This is a genomic window from Arsenicicoccus sp. UBA6765, from assembly GCF_002453335.1.
In the GTDB taxonomy this organism is placed as follows: domain Bacteria; phylum Actinomycetota; class Actinomycetes; order Actinomycetales; family Dermatophilaceae; genus Arsenicicoccus; species Arsenicicoccus bolidensis.
Genome location: NZ_DKGR01000059.1, coordinates 1 through 18,267, shown reverse-complemented (window position 1 = coordinate 18,267; position 18,267 = coordinate 1). Strand labels below are relative to the sequence as shown.

23 protein-coding genes and 2 tRNA genes are annotated in these 18,267 nt (G+C 72.8%); 7 read left to right on the top strand and 18 right to left on the bottom strand.

The window, feature by feature from the left end; genetic code table 11:
• Positions 1 to 35 precede the first annotated feature (35 nt).
• Together B4K29_RS16370 and B4K29_RS16365 are read right to left on the bottom strand one after the other, a co-directional pair.
• Positions 36 to 109 (bottom strand) — tRNA-Pro (locus B4K29_RS16370).
• Positions 110 to 129: 20 nt separating this feature from the next.
• A tRNA-Pro gene (locus B4K29_RS16365) sits at positions 130 to 200 on the bottom strand.
• Between the two features lie 172 nt (positions 201 to 372).
• Between B4K29_RS16365 and B4K29_RS16360 the strand changes: the two genes are divergently transcribed.
• Complete coding sequence (locus B4K29_RS16360) at positions 373 to 501, top strand: hypothetical protein (protein ID WP_286968174.1); 129 nt, start codon at positions 373 to 375, stop codon at positions 499 to 501.
• 96 nt (positions 502 to 597) lie between these two features.
• Here B4K29_RS16360 and B4K29_RS16355 read toward each other — a convergent pair whose 3' ends face one another.
• Together B4K29_RS16355 and der are read right to left on the bottom strand one after the other, a co-directional pair.
• Positions 598 to 1,458: an SDR family oxidoreductase gene (locus tag B4K29_RS16355; protein ID WP_286968172.1), complete on the bottom strand. Its 861-nt coding sequence runs from the start codon at positions 1,456 to 1,458 to the stop codon at positions 598 to 600.
• A gap of 76 nt (positions 1,459 to 1,534) precedes the next feature.
• Positions 1,535 to 3,004 (bottom strand): ribosome biogenesis GTPase Der, encoded by a 1,470-nt coding sequence (der, locus tag B4K29_RS16350; protein ID WP_286968223.1) that lies wholly within the window; start codon positions 3,002 to 3,004, stop codon positions 1,535 to 1,537.
• 337 nt (positions 3,005 to 3,341) lie between these two features.
• Here der and B4K29_RS16345 point away from each other — a divergent pair, with 337 nt between their 5' ends.
• Positions 3,342 to 3,812, top strand: a complete 471-nt coding sequence (locus B4K29_RS16345) for a hypothetical protein (protein ID WP_286968170.1) — start codon at positions 3,342 to 3,344, stop codon at positions 3,810 to 3,812.
• On the opposite strand, the gene B4K29_RS16340 is transcribed toward B4K29_RS16345, so the two are convergent.
• From B4K29_RS16340 to ald, 12 genes are all read right to left on the bottom strand, one after another.
• A complete protein-coding gene (locus tag B4K29_RS16340) occupies positions 3,740 to 4,174 on the bottom strand; it encodes a helix-turn-helix domain-containing protein (protein ID WP_286968168.1) in 435 nt (144 codons plus the stop codon). The genes B4K29_RS16345 and B4K29_RS16340 overlap by 73 nt on opposite strands.
• The gene (locus tag B4K29_RS16335) at positions 4,174 to 4,854 is read right to left on the bottom strand and encodes a hypothetical protein (RefSeq protein WP_286968167.1); all 681 of its coding nucleotides are present in this window, start codon (positions 4,852 to 4,854) and stop codon (positions 4,174 to 4,176) included. Before B4K29_RS16335 ends, B4K29_RS16340 begins: the two co-directional genes overlap by 1 nt.
• A gap of 33 nt (positions 4,855 to 4,887) precedes the next feature.
• On the bottom strand, positions 4,888 to 5,535 hold the full coding sequence (locus B4K29_RS16330; RefSeq protein WP_286968165.1) for a lysophospholipid acyltransferase family protein: 648 nt from the start codon (positions 5,533 to 5,535) through the stop codon (positions 4,888 to 4,890).
• Positions 5,528 to 6,232, bottom strand: a complete 705-nt coding sequence (gene cmk, locus B4K29_RS16325) for a (d)CMP kinase (RefSeq protein ID WP_286968221.1) — start codon at positions 6,230 to 6,232, stop codon at positions 5,528 to 5,530. Before cmk ends, B4K29_RS16330 begins: the two co-directional genes overlap by 8 nt.
• 61 nt (positions 6,233 to 6,293) lie before the next feature.
• Positions 6,294 to 7,457, bottom strand: a complete 1,164-nt coding sequence (locus B4K29_RS16320; protein WP_239262448.1) for a prephenate dehydrogenase — start codon at positions 7,455 to 7,457, stop codon at positions 6,294 to 6,296.
• Positions 7,454 to 8,470: a pseudouridine synthase gene (locus B4K29_RS16315; protein WP_239262450.1), complete on the bottom strand. Its 1,017-nt coding sequence runs from the start codon at positions 8,468 to 8,470 to the stop codon at positions 7,454 to 7,456. Before B4K29_RS16315 ends, B4K29_RS16320 begins: the two co-directional genes overlap by 4 nt.
• Position 8,471: 1 nt before the next feature.
• Positions 8,472 to 9,101 carry an SMC-Scp complex subunit ScpB gene (gene scpB / locus B4K29_RS16310; RefSeq protein ID WP_286968163.1) on the bottom strand — a complete coding sequence of 210 codons (630 nt, stop codon included), beginning with the start codon at positions 9,099 to 9,101 and terminating at the stop codon, positions 8,472 to 8,474.
• Positions 9,094 to 10,140 (bottom strand): segregation and condensation protein A, encoded by a 1,047-nt coding sequence (locus tag B4K29_RS16305; RefSeq protein ID WP_286968162.1) that lies wholly within the window; start codon positions 10,138 to 10,140, stop codon positions 9,094 to 9,096. Before B4K29_RS16305 ends, scpB begins: the two co-directional genes overlap by 8 nt.
• Positions 10,141 to 10,145: 5 nt before the next feature.
• On the bottom strand, positions 10,146 to 10,982 hold the full coding sequence (locus B4K29_RS16300) for a ParA family protein (protein WP_084412477.1): 837 nt from the start codon (positions 10,980 to 10,982) through the stop codon (positions 10,146 to 10,148).
• A gap of 180 nt (positions 10,983 to 11,162) precedes the next feature.
• Complete coding sequence (locus tag B4K29_RS16295; RefSeq protein ID WP_286968161.1) at positions 11,163 to 11,507, bottom strand: hypothetical protein; 345 nt, start codon at positions 11,505 to 11,507, stop codon at positions 11,163 to 11,165.
• A 49-nt stretch (positions 11,508 to 11,556) separates the two neighbouring features.
• A complete protein-coding gene (gene xerD, locus B4K29_RS16290; protein WP_376786874.1) occupies positions 11,557 to 12,534 on the bottom strand; it encodes a site-specific tyrosine recombinase XerD in 978 nt (325 codons plus the stop codon).
• Positions 12,504 to 13,619: an alanine dehydrogenase gene (gene ald, locus B4K29_RS16285; RefSeq protein WP_286968160.1), complete on the bottom strand. Its 1,116-nt coding sequence runs from the start codon at positions 13,617 to 13,619 to the stop codon at positions 12,504 to 12,506. The genes xerD and ald overlap by 31 nt, the downstream gene beginning before the upstream one ends.
• Positions 13,620 to 13,767: 148 nt before the next feature.
• On the opposite strand from ald, the gene B4K29_RS16280 reads away from it, so the two are divergent.
• Positions 13,768 to 14,394: a hypothetical protein gene (locus tag B4K29_RS16280; RefSeq protein ID WP_239262461.1), complete on the top strand. Its 627-nt coding sequence runs from the start codon at positions 13,768 to 13,770 to the stop codon at positions 14,392 to 14,394.
• A gap of 22 nt (positions 14,395 to 14,416) precedes the next feature.
• On the opposite strand, the gene B4K29_RS16275 is transcribed toward B4K29_RS16280, so the two are convergent.
• Complete coding sequence (locus B4K29_RS16275) at positions 14,417 to 15,406, bottom strand: helix-turn-helix transcriptional regulator (protein ID WP_286968159.1); 990 nt, start codon at positions 15,404 to 15,406, stop codon at positions 14,417 to 14,419.
• Between the two features lie 62 nt (positions 15,407 to 15,468).
• Here B4K29_RS16275 and B4K29_RS16270 point away from each other — a divergent pair, with 62 nt between their 5' ends.
• Both B4K29_RS16270 and B4K29_RS16265 read left to right on the top strand, forming a co-directional pair.
• Complete coding sequence (locus B4K29_RS16270) at positions 15,469 to 16,038, top strand: DinB family protein (RefSeq protein ID WP_286968158.1); 570 nt, start codon at positions 15,469 to 15,471, stop codon at positions 16,036 to 16,038.
• Positions 16,038 to 16,586 carry a DUF664 domain-containing protein gene (locus tag B4K29_RS16265; RefSeq protein WP_019285712.1) on the top strand — a complete coding sequence of 183 codons (549 nt, stop codon included), beginning with the start codon at positions 16,038 to 16,040 and terminating at the stop codon, positions 16,584 to 16,586. Before B4K29_RS16270 ends, B4K29_RS16265 begins: the two co-directional genes overlap by 1 nt.
• Positions 16,587 to 16,673: 87 nt before the next feature.
• Here the strand turns inward: B4K29_RS16265 and B4K29_RS16260 are convergent, their stop codons facing one another.
• Positions 16,674 to 17,282: a DUF1648 domain-containing protein gene (locus tag B4K29_RS16260; protein WP_286968157.1), complete on the bottom strand. Its 609-nt coding sequence runs from the start codon at positions 17,280 to 17,282 to the stop codon at positions 16,674 to 16,676.
• 98 nt (positions 17,283 to 17,380) lie between these two features.
• Here B4K29_RS16260 and B4K29_RS16255 point away from each other — a divergent pair, with 98 nt between their 5' ends.
• Together B4K29_RS16255 and B4K29_RS16250 are read left to right on the top strand one after the other, a co-directional pair.
• The gene (locus B4K29_RS16255) at positions 17,381 to 17,614 is read left to right on the top strand and encodes a hypothetical protein (protein ID WP_286968156.1); all 234 of its coding nucleotides are present in this window, start codon (positions 17,381 to 17,383) and stop codon (positions 17,612 to 17,614) included.
• The gene (locus tag B4K29_RS16250) at positions 17,581 to 17,934 is read left to right on the top strand and encodes a type II toxin-antitoxin system PemK/MazF family toxin (RefSeq protein WP_313666869.1); all 354 of its coding nucleotides are present in this window, start codon (positions 17,581 to 17,583) and stop codon (positions 17,932 to 17,934) included. Before B4K29_RS16255 ends, B4K29_RS16250 begins: the two co-directional genes overlap by 34 nt.
• The last annotated feature ends 333 nt before the right edge of the window (positions 17,935 to 18,267 follow it).

Genomic DNA, 18,267 nt, shown 5'->3' with positions numbered 1-18,267 from the left:
CCCGATGAAAATGGCTTCTCATCGGGGCTTTTCTGTCGGGATGACAGGATTTGAACCTGCGACCCCCTGACCCCCAGTCAGGTGCGCTACCAAGCTGCGCCACATCCCGTGGCATCGATTTTCAGTTGTTCGGGCCGATCAGAGCGGGGTAAACCCCTTGACCCCCAGTCAAGTGCGCTACCAAGCTGCGCTACAGCCCGTTGCCCACCGCGGTGAGCGACACGTCACCTTAGCGCACGAGCGGCCACGATTCCCAATCGATCCCGCCTGCCGCTGCCGCCCCGCAGGAGCGCTCGCCCCAACCCTCACACAACGGAATGTCTGCCCTCTCCCGGTCGTTGAACGATCCAGGAACCACCGAGAGGAACCCCCATGTCCCCACACCGCACGAAGGCCTACCTCGACGCCCGACACCTGCTGCGCAAGCACCAGGAGACCCACGGGGAGCTGCGCGGCGTGATCGCGCGCCGCACCGAGAGCGATCCCACCGGCCACGAGTGACGCGGGCTCGGCCCACAGACCGGCGCGGATCCACCTCCTACCCCCTTGGAGGTGGATCCGCGCCTTTGTCGTGCGGGGACCGCGGTTGCGAGGAGGTCAGCGCGGCGGGGTGCTGCGCAGGTATTCCCCCAAGCTCGTCGGCCGCGAACCGGTGAGCTCGCGGACGGCACTGCTCACCGTCGCCATCGTGCCGTCGACGATCGCGGTGTAGGTGCTCACCCAGGCGTCGACCTGCCAGTCGGGGGCGCCGTAGCCGGCCCGGGAGGCGTACGCCTCGTCGAGCGTCTCGTCGTGATAGCTGACGCGCGTCCCCCGCACCGCGGAGATGGTGCTCGCCACCTCGTCGAGGGTCAGCGCCTGCGGCCCCGTGAGGTCATAGGTGCGGTTGGTGTGCGCGGCCGGGTCCGACAGCACCGCGGCCGCCGAGCGCGCGACATCGGCTCGCGCGACGAACGCGCAGGCGCCCTCTCCCGCAGGCCCGCGGATGACCCCGTCCTCGCCCACCAGGGCCTCGGTGAAGTCGAGATAGAGGCTGTCACGCAGGAAGGTCCACGCCATGCCGGAGGCCAAGATGTGCTCCTCGGTGGCGTGATGGTCGCGCGCGAGGGTGAAGGTCGCGTCCGGCGCCGCTCCGAGGAACGACGTGTAGACCACGTGCTGCACCCCGGCCGCCGCGGCCGCGTCGACGAAGGTGCGGTGCTGCGCCAGGCGGTCCGCGCTCTCGGACGCCGACACCATGAACAGCACGTCGACGCCGGCCAGCGCCCGCGTCGCCGCGTCCAGGTCGCCGAACTCGGCGGCGGCGACGTCCGTGACTGCGTCGTGGTGCGGCACCCGCGGGCTTGACGGGTCACGCACGACGAGGCGGTGCGGCATACCGGCCTGGTCGAGGAGCCGGGAGACCAGCCCCCCGAGCTGTCCGGTGGCTCCGGTCGTGGCGAGGGTCGTGCTCGTCATCAGGTCCTCCTCGACGTCGTCGTGGGTCGGGTGCCGTGGGTGCCAGCCCCACTCTCCCCGGCCGTATGCCGGGTGCCTACCGCGACTGCCGGCCGCGCTTCTCGCGCACGCGCACCGAGATCTCGATCGGCGTGCCCTCGAAGCCGAACTCCTCGCGCAGCCGCCGCTCGAGGAAGCGCCGGTAGCCCGCCTCGATGAAGCCGGACGCGAAGACCACGAACCGCGGCGGTCGCGTGGACGCCTGGGTGGCGAACAGGATGCGCGGCTGCTTGCCTCCGCGCACGGGGTGCGGGTGGGCGGCGACGATCTCGCCGAAGAACGCGTTGAGGCGCCCGGTGGGCACGCGCATGTCCCACGAGTCCAGGGCCGTCTCGAGATAGGGCACGAGCTTGCCCGTGTTGCGCCCGGTCAGCGCCGACAGGTTGACGCGCGGGGCCCACTGGATCTGGACGAGCTCGCGCTCGATCTCGCGCTCGAGGTAGTAGCGGCGCTCCTCGTCCACGGTGTCCCACTTGTTGTAGGCGACGATCAGGGCGCGGCCGGCGTCGACGACCTGCTGGATGACGCGGATGTCCTGCTCGGAGATCGGCTCGCCGGCGTCGACGAGGACGATGGCGACCTCGGCCTTCTCGAGGGCCGACTGGGTGCGCAGGCTGGCGTAGAAGTCGGCGCCGCGCGTCTGGTGCACGCGCCGCCGGATGCCGGCGGTGTCGACGAACCGCCAGGTGGTGTCGCCGAGGCGGATCAGCTCGTCGACGGGGTCGCGGGTGGTGCCGGCGACGGTGTCGACGACGACGCGCTCCTCGCCCGCCAGGCGGTTGAGCAGCGAGGACTTGCCGACGTTGGGGCGCCCGAGCAGCGCCACGCGACGCGGCCCGCCGCGCTCGTAGGCGCCACCGACCTTGGACACCTCGGGCAGCACCCGCAGCACCTCGTCGAGGACGTCGCCGGAGCCGCGGCCGTGCAGCGCGGAGACGGGCCACGGCTGACCGAGCCCGAGGCCCCACAGCATGGCGGCGTCGGCCTCGGCGCGCTGGTCGTCGACCTTGTTGGCCACGAGGATCACGGGCTTGCCGGAGCGGCGCAGCATCTTGACGACGGCCTCGTCGGTGTCGGTCGCGCCGACCGTCGCGTCCACGACGAACATCACGGCGTCGGCCAGCTCGACGGCCACCTCGGCCTGCTCGGCGACGCGCAGGTGGATGCCCCGGGCGTCGACCTCCCAGCCGCCGGTGTCCACGAGCGTGAAGCGCCGCCCGGTCCACTCCGCCTCGTAGGCGACGCGGTCGCGGGTCACGCCGGGCACGTCCTCGACGACGGCCTCGCGGCGGCCGAGGATGCGGTTGACCAGGGTGGACTTGCCGACGTTGGGACGCCCGACCACGGCCAGCACCGGCAGCGGGCCGGCGTTGTCGTCGTCGTCCTGCGAGCCCGGCTCGGCGTCGATGAGGGCGCGGTCCTCCTCGGACAGCTCGAAGTCCTCGAGCCCTGTACGCAGCGCCTGCTCGACCCCCTCGTCGAGGGTGTCGTCCGCCGCGGATCCCACCGGAGTCTCGTCGGAGGTCGGGTTGTCGTGGTCGGTCACGTGAGCGGTCCTTCAGCAGTCCTTGCCGTATGCCGCGGAGCGGGCACCGGCATCCCATTGTCCCTCACGCCCCGCCGCGGCCCGAACGAGCGACGCGACGCGCCCACCTGTCCCGCCGGACGGGCATCCGCGCAGCCACCCTCACCGGGGTCCTGGCCACGCGCTGACCGCGACGCTCGACCAGGAGGCGGCGTCGACCGTCGCGGTCATTCCTGGACCAGCTGGCCTCGACCGCCCGGGACCGCCGTGAGGACCTCATCCCCCAGGACGGTCATCTCCCAGGAAGCAGGGGGGACCCATGATTCCGTTAGGCCCGCGGCTGATAGGCCAGACCGAGAAGGCGCTCAACCGGGTCCTGCAGAGGATCCTCGAGCACCATGACCTCGGCGAACCGGAGTGGGTCACCCTGAGGCTGGCTCAGGACCGCAGACCCGCCGGCTCGCTCGCGGACTTCGTCGCCGGGGAGGGTCAATACCCGTATGCCGTGGGCATCGTCGCGGGGCTCCACGCGCGTGGCCTGCTACGAGAAGACGCCTTGACCGAGGAGGGGCGCCTGCTTGTCGCCGGCGTGACTGCTGCCGTGGACCACCAGGTGGGCCATCTGTGGGCCGCCACCCCGGACGACCAGGCGACCAACGCCGCGCTCGCGCTCAACCACCTCCTGAGTGGATGTCGACAGGTCGTGGCCGATGACGTTCAGCCGACCCCGGCGACGCGACGCATCCGGACGACCAGCGAGGCCGCCGGCGAGACCTTGCCGGACGCGTAGGTCGACAGCCGCGACGGTGACGTGCCGATCCGCTCGGCGAAGGCCTTGCGCGACAGGCCGCTCGCCGCGACGAGCGCCGTGACCTCGTCGGCCACCGCCGCCTTCTCGGCCGCCTCGGCGGCCGCGCGTGCGTCGGCGATCGAGCGCTGCAGGAGCGGCGTCACGCCATACGGCTGCTCGTAGCTGAAGTAGTCCTCGAGCGAGCGCGCCACCGGGCCCCACGGGTCGGCCTGGACGGCGCGATGGATCCGGCGCCAGTCGGCCAGACCGCCGCGCTCGACGGCCGTGACCAGGCCCTCGTAGGCCCACGACTCGACCGGGTCGCTCGGGTCGGCATCGACGTTGCGAAAGCTCAGCGCCATCACTCGCCTCCGTCCACCATGGCCGCGGCCAGGTCTGCGCACACCTGCACCACCGCCGACCAGTCGTGCCACCGGGGCAGCAGCCCCTTGTATCGAGGCAGCTCGTCGATCGTGCGGCGGTCGCGGGGGTCGGGCTGGGCCAACCGCTCCACGAGAAGTGTTGACACGGCACCCTGCTCGTCGGATCGGTCCGCGTAGTAGTCGTCGATGGCGAGCAGCGTCGTCACGGCAGGCGCGTGACCCATCGCGTCCGCCAGGGCAGCGACGTCGAGGTAGTCCCGGGTCTGGTTGCGCTGGACCACCAGGTAGGCCTTGACGCGCAGGGTCTCCTCGATCGTCGGCACCACCAGCTCCCCGGCGCCGGCCACCTCGACGCACGCGGTCTCCAGCGGGCGACGCCGTCGCAGCTGTCGAAGCCCTGCCTCGACCCCGTCCAGGGAGCCGAGGATGGTGAACGGCGGGGACGACGCCCGCACGCTGGTGGCCCAGCCGTCGCTCGCCTCGACCGCGTCGAGGACAGCCCCGTAGCGCTCGACCAGGTCGGTCAGGACATGGTCGTGGTGTAAGGGCTGGCGGTGACCGGCGTAGTAGGCGGCTGCCGAGTCACCGACCAGCACGGCATCCGGCACCAGCCGCTGGAGCCGGACGGCCGACTGCAGCACCTCCGAGAGCCCATCCATAGAATGATCATATCTGATAACGAGCCATGGCCATCATCGGTGGGCGGCGACGTGCTCGCGCAGGTGCTCGTGGATCTGGGACGTCGCGAGGCGGAGGCGCTCGCGACCGGGGACGCCGGCGGGCGCCTCGACGGAGAAGGGTTCGCCGAACGCCACCACCATGCGGGCACCCGGCCCGGGCAGCGACCCGGCACCTCGTCCGGGAGCGCGCGTGCCGACGCAGGCCACGGGCACGACCTGCGCGCCGGTCTGCAGCACGAGCCAGGCGGCGCCCTGCTGCACGGCGGCGACCTCTCCGGTGCCGCGGGTGCCCTCGGGGAACACGCCGACTACTCCCCCGGCATCCAGGACCGTGCGGGCCGAGGCCAGGGCCTGACGGTCACCGGTCGTGCGGTCGACGGGGATCTGGCCCAGCCGCAGCAGGAGGCGACCGACGCGGCCGGCATACAGCTCCTGCTTGACCAGGAAGTGCGGGGTCCGGGGCGCGACCGCGGCGACGAGCGGGCCGTCGAGCACCCCGCTGTGGTTGGCGACGAGGACCACCGGCCCCGACGCGGGGAACGACGCGCGCCCGAGGACGGACAGGCGATAGAGGCGCAGGACTCCCCGCACCGCCCGGGCCGTCGCCCCCATCAGCCGGTCGCTCGCGATGGCGGGGTCGAGCTCGCGGCGGTCAGTCACGGATGCGGCCCAGGTCGGACGCGATCTGGTCCAGCACCGCCTCGACCGAGCCCTGCAGCGTCAGGTCGGAGGTGTCGATCGTGGTGACGCCGGGTGCGGCCTGCATGAAGCTCGACACGGTCGAGTCGTCGCGGTCGCGGCGCACGATCTGGTCGCGGGTCGCCTCGACGTTGGCGGTGGAGGCATTGCCGTGCAGCTCGGTCGAGCGTCGCGCGAGGCGGGCCTCCTCGCTGGCGTAGAGCAGGATCCGTACGTCGGAGTCCGGCGCGACGACGGTCGTGATGTCACGCCCCTCGGCGACGACGCCGCCGCGCTCGCGCCCCACCAGCCCGATGATCTCGCGCTGCCGCCGACGCAGCTCGGCACGGACCTCGAGGTTGGTGGCGACGGCGCTGACCTGGGTCGAGATCTCGGTCGTGCGGATCGGCACGGACACGTCGGTCCCGCCCACCTCGACGCCCGGCGACTCGGGGTCGGTCCCGATGGTCAGCGGCATGGCCCGGACGGTGGCGGCCACGCCCTCGGCGTCGGTCAGGTCGACGTGCTGGTCGAGGCACCACCAGGTGGCCGCGCGATACATCGCCCCGGTGTCGAGGTAGCCGTAGCGCAGCCGCGACGCGACCGCTCGCGCGACGCTGGACTTGCCCGACCCCGAGGGCCCGTCGATGGCGACGACGACCAGGTCAGGGCCGTTCATGTGGTCGCCTGGCGGGGTCGGAGCGGGGGTCTGCGAGGCGCTGCTGGTCATGCCCGCGAGCCTAGTGGATCCGCCATCCCGTGGACCGCAGGTGGTCGCGCAGCCGGTCGCTCGCGGCGGGCAGCACCGACACCTCGGCCAGCGCCACCGGGTGACCGACGGCGTGCTCCAGGTGCAGGTCCTCGATGTTGATGCCCGCGTCGCCGACCTCGGCGAACAGCCGCCCCAGCGAGCCCGGTTCGTCGGGGATCACGACCGTGACCACGTCGTATGCCGTCGGCGCGCCACCGTGCTTGCCGGGGACGAGGGCACGGCCGCGGTTGCCGTCGTCGAGGAGCCGGGCGAGCACGGCCCGGGCACCGGGAGCACCAGGGGCGGGGGCGTACCGCCCGCCGAGCGCGTTCGCGTGCTCGCCACGACGCTCGCCGTGGGGGCCGTCGTCCGCGCCGCTCGTCGAGGCCTCGTCGGCCAGCGCGGCGAGCGCGTCCAGGGCCGCGGCGAGGTCCTCCTGCACGTCGAGCAGCACCTCACGGACCCCGGCGGCGTTGCCCGCGAGGATCTGGGTCCACAGCTGCGGGTCGCTGGCGGCGATGCGGGTGACGTCCCGCAGGCCCTGGCCGGCGAGCCCCACGGCGTGCTCGTCGCGGTCGCGCAGGCGCGCGGCCGTGAGGGTGGCCATGACCTGGGGGACGTGCGAGACGGCCGCGACCGCCGCGTCGTGCTCGTCGGCCGTCATCACGACGACCTCGCCCCGGGCGGCGGCGGCCAGGGCGCGCACGGCGTCCACGGCCTCGGGGGCCGACCGTGGCGTCGGCACGACGACCCACGCCCGGCCCTCGAACAGGTCGGGCCGTCCGGCCACCGCGCCGGATCGCTCGCGCCCCGCCATGGGGTGGCTCCCGACATACCGCTCGACGGACCCGGGGCCGGCGAGGGCCGCGACCCCGGAGGCGATGGCGCCCTTGACCGAGGCGACGTCGGTCACCGCGGCCCCCGGCCAGCGCTCGAGCTGCTCGGCAACGACCCGGGCCGCCACGTCCGGGGGCGCGGCGACGACCACGACGTCGGGCGTCTCGTCGTCGATGGTCCCGGCCCCGAGGTCACGGGCAAGGGCCGCCGCCGTCGGGGACGGGTCCTGCAGGCTGACCTGCCACCCGGCGGCGCGCAGCGCAAGGCCGATCGACGTGCCGATCAGGCCGGTGCCGACGATCCGGGCTCGGGTCACAGCTGGGCCGCGTCGTAGAGCGAGGACACCTCGGCGCGCGTGAGGGCCCGCATCTTGCCGGCCTTGAGGGTGCCGAGGCCGACCTCGCCGACCTTGATGCGGACGAGGTTGAGCACCGGGTGGCCGACCGCCTCCATCATGCGGCGGACGACGTGCTTGCGGCCCTCGTGCAGGACCACCTCGACGACGGCCTTGCCCGGCGAGGAGTCGACGACCTTGAACGAGTCGACGCGCACGGGACCGTCCTCGAGCTCGACACCGTCGCGCAGCTGCTGCCCCAGGTCGCGCGGCAGCGGGCCGGGGACCTGCGCGAGATAGGTCTTGGTGACGCCGTACGCCGGGTGCTGCAGCCGGTGCGCGAGCTCACCGTCGTTGGTCAGCAGGAGCAGCCCCTCGGTGTCCTGGTCGAGCCGTCCGACGTGGAAGAGCCGCTGCTTGCGGCCCTCGCCGAGGTAGTCGCCGATGTCCACGCGGCCGAGCTCGTCGTGCATGCTCGTCACGACGTTGAGCGGCTTGTTGAACGCCAGGTAGACCTTGCTCTCGTCGAAGATCACCCGGTCGCCGTCCACGTGGACCTGCTGGGTCTCGGGGTCGACGCGCACCCCCATGTCGGTGACGACGTGGCCGTCGACCTGGACGTGCCCCTCGGCGATGAGTCGCTCGCAGGTGCGGCGGCTGCCGACGCCGGCGCTCGCGAGGAGCTTCTGCAGGCGGGTGCCCTCGGGGTTGTGCACGTCGACGTAGGGCTCGGTGGAGCGGGCGCGCTGCGGCTGCTGGGCGGCGCGACGCTGCCCGGCGATGCGCTTGGCCCCGGGGCCCATGCGGCGGGGGGCTCCCGGCGCGCTCGAGCGGCTGGTGCCGCCCGACCCACCTGAGCGACCGGCGCCACCGGAGCGGTCGAAGCCTCCCGTGCCGCCGGAGCGGCCGGCGCCACCCGTGCCTCCGGTGCCGCCGCGGCGGCCTCCGCCGGCGGACCCGGATGACCTGTTGGACCTGTTCGGCTGCGGACTCATGTCAGCGCCCCTGTTCTGCGATCTCGTCGAGGATGTCGGTGTCTGGCAGGTACGGCGCCAGGGCCGGCAGCTCGTCCAGGCTCGAGAGGCCCATCCGCTGCAAGAAGTAGGGGGTCGTGCCGTAGAGCACGGCCCCGGTGGTCTCGTCGTGGCCGGTCTCGGTGATCAGGCCACGGGTCATGAGGGTGCGGATCACGCCGTCGACGCTGACGCCGCGGACCGCGCTGACGCGGGCCCGGGACACCGGCTGCCGGTAGGCGATGACCGCCAGGGTCTCCAGGGAGGCCTGGGTGAGCTTGGCGCGCTGCCCGTCGAGCAGGAACTTCTCGACGGCCGGGGCGTACTCCGGGCGGGAGTAGATGCGCCAGCCACCGGCGAAGTCCCGCAGCTGGTAACCACGCGAGCCCTCGTCGTACTCCCGGGCCAGGTCGACGAGCTGCTTGCGCACCTGGTCGAGGGGGACCTCCAGCGCGGCCGCGAGGGTGCTCTCGTCGATCGGCTCCTCCACGACCATGAGGACGGCCTCGAGCGCACCGCGCAGCCCGGCCGGGAAGTCGCGGACATCGAAGACATCCTCCTCGACCTGAGATTGCGGCTCGACGGCCTGCACCTCGACCTGAGCCTCAGACATGCGCCCGCCCTCCTTCCCGGTCCTGACCAGCAGGTATGTCGTTCGCCGCCGCCAGGGCGGCCTCCGCCATGAGGCGCTGCTCCTCGTCGCTGGGGTCCCCGTCGCGCTCGGTCACGGATTCGCCGCCCGCGAGCACGGCGGCGGCGGCCACCTCCGCGGCGTCGGCGGCTGCAGCCATGTCGGCGGCGTCGAACTCCCCCGTGATCTCCACGTCCTCGCGGTCCTCGCCGGTCCACCGCACGTCGAGCTCGCCCAGGGCCTCGGCCTGCTCGAAGGACACGACCGCCTCCTTGAACAGCTCGAGCAGGGACAGGAACCGTGCGACCACGACGAGCGTGGAGTCGGCGTCGGCGACCAGGGACCGGAAGGACATCGTGCCGTGCGAGCGCAGCCGGCCCACGACGATCGACGCCTGCTCGCGCACCGACACCTGAGCGGCGTGCAGGTGGGCCAGGCCCACGGTCGGCGCCTCGCGGGGGGTGAGCGCGCGGGCCGCGATCATGGCCAGCTGCTCCGGCGTGACGGCCATGACCAGCTCGGGCAGCAGCCGGGCGAACTGCGGCTCGAGCCCGGCCTGGCGTGCCGTGATGCGGCCGTGCGTCGACATGCGCTCGGCGAAGGCGCCCGCGATCTGCTTGTAGGCGCGGTACTGCAGCAGGCGGGCGAAGAGCAGGTCACGCGCCTCGATGAGGGCGAGGTCCTCCTCGTCGTCGGGCCCCGAGCTGGGCAGCAGGCGCGCGGCCTTGAGGTCGAGCAGGGTCGCCGCCACGAGCAGGAACTCCGACGCCTGGGAGAGGTCCCAGTCCTGCCCGCCCTCGTCCGCGGCCTTCTGGGCAGCGCGGATGTGGGCGATGAACTCGTCGGTGACGGTGGCCAGCGCGATCTCGGTGATGTCGAGCTTGTGCTTGCTGATCAGCCCCAGCAGCAGGTCGAACGGCCCGTCGAAGTTGTCCAGGTGCACCTCGAACGGCGTGACCGCCGCTCGTCGGGTGATGACGCCGCCCGGCGTGGCCTCCGCTGCCCGACCTGGCTCGGTCATGACGCTCAGGCGGCACCACCGCGGGCGATGAGCTCCCGCGCCAGCCGGCGGTAGGCCTCGGCGCCGCTGTGCGCGGACGCGTAGGTCGTGATCGGCTCGGCGGCCAGGGTGGCGTCCGGGAACTTCACCGTGCGGCTGATGACGGTGTGAAAGACGGTGTCGCCGAAGTGGTCGACCACCGAGCGGACGACCTCGCGGCTGTGCAGCGTGCGGCCGTCATACATCGTCGCCAGGATCCCGTCGATCTGCAGGCGCGGGTTGAGCCGGTCGATGATCTTCTCGATCGTCTCGACCAGCAGCGCCACGCCGCGCATGGCGAAGAACTCGCACTCCAGCGGGATGACGACGCCGTGCGCCGCTGTCAGCGCGTTGACGGTGAGCAGGCCGAGGGACGGCTGGCAGTCGATGAGGATGACGTCGTAGTCGTCCATCACCGGGCGCAGCACCCGCGCCAGGATCTGCTCGCGCGCGACCTCGCCGACCAGCTGGACCTCGGCGGCGGACAGGTCGATGTTGGCCGGGATGATGTCGACGTTGTCGGTGCGCGTCGGCTGGATGACCTCGCGCACGTCCAGGCCGCGCTCGACGAGCAGGTTGTAGATCGTGGTGTCGAGGTCGTTGGTGCGGATTCCGAAACCCACGGACAGCGCGCCCTGCGGGTCGAAGTCGACCATGAGCACCTTGCGCCCGAGCTCCGCGAGCGCCGCCCCCAGGTTGATGGTGGTGGTCGTCTTGCCGACCCCGCCCTTCTGGTTGCACATGGCGATGACGCGCGCCGGGCCGTGGCTGGTGAGCGGCGGCGGCTCGGGGAAGTCGATCATGGGTCGGCCGGTCGGGCCCATGTTGCCCTCGAACACCCCGTCTGTCCCGGGGAGGACGTCATGACGCGGCGACTCGTAGGCGCTCGGCTGCTGCTGGGTCTGCTCCGGGTGGCTCACCGGTCGATCATCTCCCACGCTGGTGCGGCGGTCTGCGTCGCGCAGATCAGTCACACGTGACCATACCGTGACCACGGTGCGTGATCACACTCCGGTCACGTGGTGACCTGTGCGAGCGCGCCGGCGACCTGCAGGGCGACCTCGTCGACCACCTCGGGTCCGGCGCCGCGACCGACGACGCTGGCGCTGCTGCTCTGCGCAGAACCCGCGCTCGAGCTCCTCCTCGTCCGGCTCGGGCATCGGGTTCTCCGCCTGCCACCGGCCGAGCTCGTCCTCGGTGAGCGGTCGATCGGTGAGCGGGGCGTATGGCGCGGAACCGCGCGGCAGCTGACCGCTCGTCGGCACCATGGGGGCCATCGGCGATCGTCGCCGCAGGTAGCGCTCCGCAGGAGGCAGCGCCCACCACACCAACCACTCGGGCAGCATCACGCCCTCATCCTAGGGATCAGCGCCCTGATCGCCGCACCCACCCGCGACCTCAGCGAGCACGCGGGTGGGACTCGGCAAAGACCTCGCGGAGCCGTTGGACGGTGACCTGGGTGTAGATCTGCGTGGTCGTGACGCTCGCGTGCCCCAGCAGCTCCTGCACCACGCGGACGTCGGCGCCGCCGTCGAGCAGGTGGGTGGCGAAGGAGTGGCGCAGCGTGTGCGGTGACAGGTGCTGGTCGAGCCCGGCGCGCTCGGCCGCGACCTGGATGACGGCCCACGCGCTCTGCCGGGACAGCCGGCGTCCGCGCTGGTTGAGGAACAGGGCGGGTCCGCCGGATCCCTTGGCGGCGAGCAGGGGGCGGGCGCGCACGACATACGCGCCGATCGCCTCGCGGGCGAAGGACCCGAGGGGGACGAGCCGCTCCTTGCCGCCCTTGCCGAGCAGCCGGACGGCGGCCTCCTCCTCGGGCACGTCGGGCCCGGGCAGGTCGTCGAGGTCGAGCCCCACCGCCTCGGAGATGCGGGCGCCGGTGGCGTAGACGACCTCCAGCAGCGCACGGTCGCGCAGGGACACCGGGGGGTCGCCGACGGAGGACGCCTCGAGGAGTCGCTCCACCTCGTCGATGCGGATGGCCTTGGGCAGCCGCGTCCCCACGGCGGGCGGCCGCACCTCGCGGGCGGGGTCGACCTGGGTCACGCCCTCGAGCAGCAGGAACCGGTGCAGGCCGCGCACCGCGATCAGGGTGCGGGCGGCCGAGGACGCCGACAGGGCCGTGCGCCCCGGCGCGTCACCCTCGCCCGGCGCCGACGTGCGCAGGTGCGCGAGGAAGGACGCGACGTCCTCCTCGCGCACCTGCGCGATGTCGGTGATGCCGCGCTGCTCCAGGTAGGCCTGGTAGCGGCGCATGTCACGCCCGTAGGACGAGAGCGTGTTGTCGGACACGCCCCGCTCCACGGTCAGGTGGTCGAGCCACCCACGGATGGCGCGCTCCGGCTTCAGCGCAGCACCTCGTCGACCGGCGTGCACTCCAGGTCGAAGGCCTCCGCCACGCCGGGGAAGGTCACGCGGCCGTCGTAGGTGTTGAGCCCCAGCGCCAGCGCGTGGTCGGCCTCGAGCGCCGCACGCCAGCCCTTGTCGGCGAGCGCCACGGCATACGGCAGGGTCGCGTTGGTGAGGGCGTAGGTGGAGGTGTTGGCCACCGAGCCCGGCATGTTGGCGACGCAGTACATCGTCGAGCCGTGCACCTGGTAGACGGGGTCCGCGTGGGTCGTGGGCCGCGAGTCCTCGAAGCAGCCGCCCTGGTCGATGGCGATGTCGACGAGCACCGAGCCGGGGCGCATCTGCGACACGAGCTCGTTGGTGACGAGCTTGGGGGCCTTGGCGCCGGGCACGAGGACCGCGCCGATGACCAGGTCGGCCTCCCGCACGGCCTGGGCGACCTCGAGCGCGTTGGAGGTCACCGTGTTGAGGTGGCCCTGATAGATCGCGTCGAGGTAGCGCAGCCGGGCGATGTTGATGTCGAGCAGCTTGACGCGGGCGTGCATGCCCACGGCGATCTGCGCGGCGTTGAGGCCGGCCACGCCGGCGCCGAGGACGACGACGTTGGCGCCCTGCACGCCGGGCACGCCGCCCATGAGGACGCCGCGTCCGCCGTTGGTCTTCATGAGGTAGTACGCGCCGACCTGCGCCGCGAGGCGGCCCGCGACCTCGGACATGGGGGCCAGCAGCGGCAGCGAGCGGTCGGGGAGCTGGACGGTCTCGTAGGCGATGCCCGTGACCTTGCGCCTCATGAGCTCCTCGGTCAGAGGGCGGTCCGCCGCGAGGTGGAGGTAGGTGAAGAGGGTCTGCCCCTCGCGCATGCGGTGGTACTCGGCCTCGATCGGCTCCTTGACCTTGAGGATCATGTCGGCCTGCGCCCACACCTCGTCGGCCGAGTCGATGATGGTGGCCCCGGCCGACGTGTAGTCCTCGTCGGTGATGGACGACCCTGCGCCCGCGGACTTCTCGACGAACACCTCGTGGCAGTGAGCGACCAGCTCGTGCACACCCGAGGGGGTGATCGCCACACGGAACTCGTTGTTCTTGATCTCGCGGGGGATGCCAACCAACATGTGCTCTCTCCTGTCCACGCCGGGGACGCCGTCGGCCCCGTGCTCGACCTGGCTCCGGAGGGATCGCCCCCGTCGCCCGACACTCGCGAGTCTAGCCACGGGGGTGTCGCCCCCTCCTGCGGGGTGGGGTCCCGGCGACACTGGGCCCATGACGCTGTATGCCGCCGCCCCGGCCCGACGACTCCGACAGGTCCTGGGCGACCTGCTGCTGCTCGGGTGGATCGCCTCGTGGGTGTGGGTCGGGCGCCTGGTGCAGGACACGGTGGTCCGCCTCGCCGACCCCGTCGTGGGGATCCAGTCACGGGCGAGCGACCTGGGTCGCACCATGCGCGACGCCAGCTCGTCGGTCGGTGACCTGCCGATGGTGGGCGACACGCTCAAGGTGCCGTTCGACAAGGCGTCGGGCACCGGCGACGGCATCGCGCGGTCGTCGGGCGACCTGGTCGCCCAGATCCAGCAGATCGGCTGGCTGCTGGGCCTGCTCACGGCGGCCGTCCCGATCCTGCTCGTCACCCTGTGGTGGGTGTCGCGGCGCGTGGCGTTCGTGCGGGCGGCGACGGCCGCGCAGCGGTTCGTGGACTCCGAGGCCGACCTGGACCTGTTCGCGCTGCGCGCCATGGCCCGTCAGCCCCTCGAGCGCCTGACCCGCATCTCGCCGGACCCGGTCGGCGCCTGGCGCCGCGGCGACCCCGAGGTCGTGCACGCCCTGGCGCTGATGGAGCTGCGCGAGCAGGGCCTGCGACCCCCGCCTCCGCGCGCAGCCTCCCCGCGCTGAGCCCCAGGACCCCGCCGACCGGTCACGTCCCGGCACCCACCCCCGCCCGTCCCTGACCAGTCGGTGGACGGGCGGCGGCCGTGGCGCGTGCCGCGAGCACGGCCATGGCGTCCACGAGCTCCGGTGGCGAGACGACCTCCACCGCGTCGGCGAGCGCGAGGACGTGCCACGCCGCCCCCATCAGGTCGTCGGTGCCCGCGGTGAGGACGCAGCGGTCGGGCCCGTCCTCGGTCACGACGCCGATGGTCGGGGGCACCTGGTCGCGCACCGCGTCCGCCGGGGCGGACAGGCGGACGACGATCGTATGGCGCTGCCCGCGCGTCCCCAGGGCCTGGCGGACGTGCTCGGCCGGGTCGGGGCACGGCCGGGGCGTGAAGCGCCAGGTGGTGACGTGGACGTCCGAGGTCCGGTCCACGCGAAAGACCCGCCAGTCGTCGCGATCCAGGTCCCACGCCAGGAGGTACCACCGTCGCCCCGCCACCACGAGGTGGTAGGGCTCGACGCGTCGCTCGCCCGTCTCGCCGCCACGCTTGACGTAGCCGAAGCGCACCTGCACGCGTCCGCGCGCCGCGGTGGCCAGGTCGGTGACGGCGCCCACGTCGACCCGCGCTCCCCCGCGCGCCAGCGCCACGGTCGACTCCTGCACCGCGGCCACCCGCTCGCGCAGCGGCGCGGGCATCACCTGCTCCAGCTTGCCCAGCGCCCGGACGGAGGCGTCGCCGATGCCCTCGACCGTGGCCTGCGTGGCCAGGCGCAGGGACACCGCGAGCGCCACGGCCTCGTCGTCGTCCAGCAGCAGCGGGGGCAGCTCGCGTCCCGTCACGAGGCGGTAGCCGCCACCGGTCCCCGCCGCCGACTCGACGCGATAGCCCAGGTCGCGCAGGCGCTGCATGTCACGGCGCAGCGTCCGGTCGGTGACGTGCAGGTCGGCGACCAGGTCGGGGCCGGCCCACACGGGCCTGGACTGGAGCAGTGAGAGCAGGCGCAGCGCCCGCGCGGTGGTGTCCGCCATACGTCCCATCCTGCCGGACACTGCGGACAGAAGGTGTCCGCAAGGGGCGCGACAGTGAAGCCATGAACACGACACGGACCACATCGCCGCTCGACTGGGCCGCTCAGCTCGACGAGCAGCTGCACTGGCACTGGACGCACCAGCTGCGCGCCAGGCTCGACGGGCTCACCGACGACGAGTACCTCTGGGAGCCGGCCCAGCCCGCCTGGACCATCCACCCGGGCGAGCCGACCACCATCGACTTCGCCTATCCCGAGCCGGTGCCCGCCCCGGTCACGACCATCGCGTGGCGGCTGGCCCACGTCATCGTGGGGGTCCTCGCCATGCGCAACCACGGCCACTTCGGCGGACCGCCCGCCGACTACCAGTCGTGGACCTATGCGACGACGGCCGACGGGGCGCTGGCCCAGCTGGACGACGCCTACGACGCCTGGCGCGCCGGGACCACCGCCCTCTCCCCCGACGACCTCGCCGCACCCTGCGGTCCCACCGAGGGCCCGTATGCCGACCTGCCACTCGCCGCCCTGGTCCTCCACATCAACCGGGAGGTCATCCACCACGGCGCCGAGATTGCGCTGCTGCGAGACCTCTATGCCCGCCGAGACATCCTGACCGGCAAGGGGATCCGCTGATGTACGCACCCACCACCGACCCCGAGCTCGCGATGCTGGCGGGCTACGCCGACTCCCAGGTCGACGCGCTGCGCGCCTCGCTGCGTGGCCTCACCCACGAGCAGGCAGCCGATCACCCCGCCCGCAGCCGGCTGAGCCTCGGCGGGCTCGTGCGGCACACCACCTGGGTGCTGCGCCAGCACGCCGGGTCGGGACGACCGGGCGACTTCTCCGAGGAGGGTGTCGCCGCGTTCATGGACACCTTCGCCTTCGACGACCGGCACACGGTCGACGGCGTCCTCGCCGAGCTGGACGCCGCCCGCGCCGACTGCCGGGCCCGCACCCTGGCCTCCGACCCGGACGAGGAGTCCCTGCAGCCCCCGGCACCGTGGAACGGCCTCCCGGCGATGACGGCCACCCGACGCTACGAGATGCTGCACCTGGTCGAGGAGCTGGCGCGGCACGCGGGCCACGCCGACATCCTCCGCGAGCAGCTCGACGGCGCGCTCGTGCCCGACCTCGAGGCAGCCGAGGCAGGACGGTCGGTGTGGGAGCCGGCCGTCACCTGACCGCCGGAGCATGGACCGGGGGCGGCGTCGATCGGGCGAGGTCGCGAAGGCGATGTCGATCGGGCGAGATCGCTCAGGCGAGGTCGCTCAGGCGAGCTCGGCGTCGTCCTCGCGCGGCCGGTAGCGCCGCCCCACCACCATCCGCCCTACCACCAGGCCGACCAGCAGCAGGTAGGTCCCCAGCAGCACGGGGACGCTCCATCCGGGCGTCTCGCCGCCGGGGCGGTGCGCGGCGATCCCGATCTGCACGTCGACGGCCGTCAGCAGCCCGACGGTCGCCGCGACGAGCAGCACCAGGTCCTCGCGCACCAGCCGCTCGAACCTCACCAGCCGGCGCGGCCGCTCGAGCCACCACTGCTTGTGGGGCACGTTGATCCCGTCGGGCCACACGAGGGCGAGTCGCGAGAGCCAGACCATCGGGTAGGCGAGGGCCAGCGGCAGGAGCACCGACATCGCCAGCGCCGTGCCGCGGCTCGACCACCCGTCGGGGACCGTGCTGCCCGACCAGTGCGTCGGCACGCGCTCGGGCAGCGTCACGACCAGCCACACCAGGGTCGTCAGCCAGACGAGGGTCGCCACCGCGATCGCGAGCCGCGGTCCCCACGAAGCCGGTTCGCGGGGCAGGTCCCGCGCCTCGCGGGCGACGTCCTTGCGCGCAGCCTCCCGCTGCTGCCACGTCTCCCCGGTCTGCGTCATACGGCCAATGTATGACGACCCACCCAACCCGGCGTCGCGGCAGCCGCCCCGGACCACCTGCATCCCACCTCGGGATGCAGGGGCGGTAGGATGTCGCCATGTCCACCCAGATCGCCGTCCGCCTGCCGGACGAGATGGTGACCTACCTCGACCGGGCCGTGGCCGCCGGCGAGGTGCCGAGCCGGGCCGCGCTGGTCGCCGTGGCGATCGAGCGCGAGATGCGGCACCGGGCCGCCGTCCGCGACGCGGCGATCCTCGCCGAGCACGGCGCGGGCGACGATCTCGACGACCTCGTGACGTGGTCCGCGTCCTCCCCCGACCTGGACCGCTGACGGTTGTGCGGGAGATCTGTCTGGCGCGCGTCGACAAGACTCGGCCCGTGCTCGTCCTCACGCGCGAGGCCGCCCGAGGCGCCATGACCAAGGTGACCGTCGCCCCCATCACCTCCACCGTCAAGGGCCTGAGCAACGAGGTCCCGGTGGGTCGCGTCAACGGGCTGGACCACGCGGGCGCCGTGTCCCTCGACAACGTGGTGACCATCCCTGCGTCACTGCTCGGACGCACGCTCGGATTCCTCAGCGACGACCAGGAGCACCAGCTCGCGCGAGCGATCGTGCTCGCCTACGACCTCGACGTCCCCCTTCTCGGCTGACGCCACCCCCGCCCATCGACCGCGCTACACCACTATCGGGGACTCAACTCGCGCCCCGACCTCCGCGCCCAAAGGTGCCCCGTCGGGGCAGGCAGAGCCCTGACGACGTCGCTTTAATCGATCGACGCGCCCCGACAGGTCACTTCCCGTCGGCTAGCCGCCGTAGGCTCAACCCGACGCACCCCGACAGGTCACGTCCCGTCGGGTCGCGGCCTCGGGCTCAACCCGACCCGGCCCGGCAGGTCACTACCTGTCGGCTGGCGGACTCGGGCCCGACCCGACCCGCCCCGACAGGTCACATCCCGTCGGCGGCCGCCCTGGGCTCAACCCGAC

Coding starts and splice junctions, on each gene's coding strand:
- B4K29_RS16345 (WP_286968170.1), top strand. CDS start 3,342: ATGATTCCGTTAGGCCCGCGGCTGATAGGCCAGACCGAGAAGGCGCTC.
- B4K29_RS16260 (WP_286968157.1), bottom strand. CDS start 17,282: ATGACGCAGACCGGGGAGACGTGGCAGCAGCGGGAGGCTGCGCGCAAG.
- B4K29_RS16360 (WP_286968174.1), top strand. CDS start 373: ATGTCCCCACACCGCACGAAGGCCTACCTCGACGCCCGACACCTGCTG.
- B4K29_RS16255 (WP_286968156.1), top strand. CDS start 17,381: ATGTCCACCCAGATCGCCGTCCGCCTGCCGGACGAGATGGTGACCTAC.
- B4K29_RS16280 (WP_239262461.1), top strand. CDS start 13,768: ATGACGCTGTATGCCGCCGCCCCGGCCCGACGACTCCGACAGGTCCTG.
- B4K29_RS16355 (WP_286968172.1), bottom strand. CDS start 1,458: ATGACGAGCACGACCCTCGCCACGACCGGAGCCACCGGACAGCTCGGG.
- scpB (WP_286968163.1), bottom strand. CDS start 9,101: ATGTCTGAGGCTCAGGTCGAGGTGCAGGCCGTCGAGCCGCAATCTCAG.
- ald (WP_286968160.1), bottom strand. CDS start 13,619: ATGTTGGTTGGCATCCCCCGCGAGATCAAGAACAACGAGTTCCGTGTG.
- B4K29_RS16275 (WP_286968159.1), bottom strand. CDS start 15,406: ATGGCGGACACCACCGCGCGGGCGCTGCGCCTGCTCTCACTGCTCCAG.
- B4K29_RS16305 (WP_286968162.1), bottom strand. CDS start 10,140: ATGACCGAGCCAGGTCGGGCAGCGGAGGCCACGCCGGGCGGCGTCATC.
- B4K29_RS16335 (WP_286968167.1), bottom strand. CDS start 4,854: ATGGATGGGCTCTCGGAGGTGCTGCAGTCGGCCGTCCGGCTCCAGCGG.
- B4K29_RS16265 (WP_019285712.1), top strand. CDS start 16,038: ATGTACGCACCCACCACCGACCCCGAGCTCGCGATGCTGGCGGGCTAC.
- B4K29_RS16340 (WP_286968168.1), bottom strand. CDS start 4,174: ATGGCGCTGAGCTTTCGCAACGTCGATGCCGACCCGAGCGACCCGGTC.
- B4K29_RS16315 (WP_239262450.1), bottom strand. CDS start 8,470: ATGAGTCCGCAGCCGAACAGGTCCAACAGGTCATCCGGGTCCGCCGGC.
- B4K29_RS16270 (WP_286968158.1), top strand. CDS start 15,469: ATGAACACGACACGGACCACATCGCCGCTCGACTGGGCCGCTCAGCTC.
- B4K29_RS16300 (WP_084412477.1), bottom strand. CDS start 10,982: ATGGGCCCGACCGGCCGACCCATGATCGACTTCCCCGAGCCGCCGCCG.
- cmk (WP_286968221.1), bottom strand. CDS start 6,232: ATGAACGGCCCTGACCTGGTCGTCGTCGCCATCGACGGGCCCTCGGGG.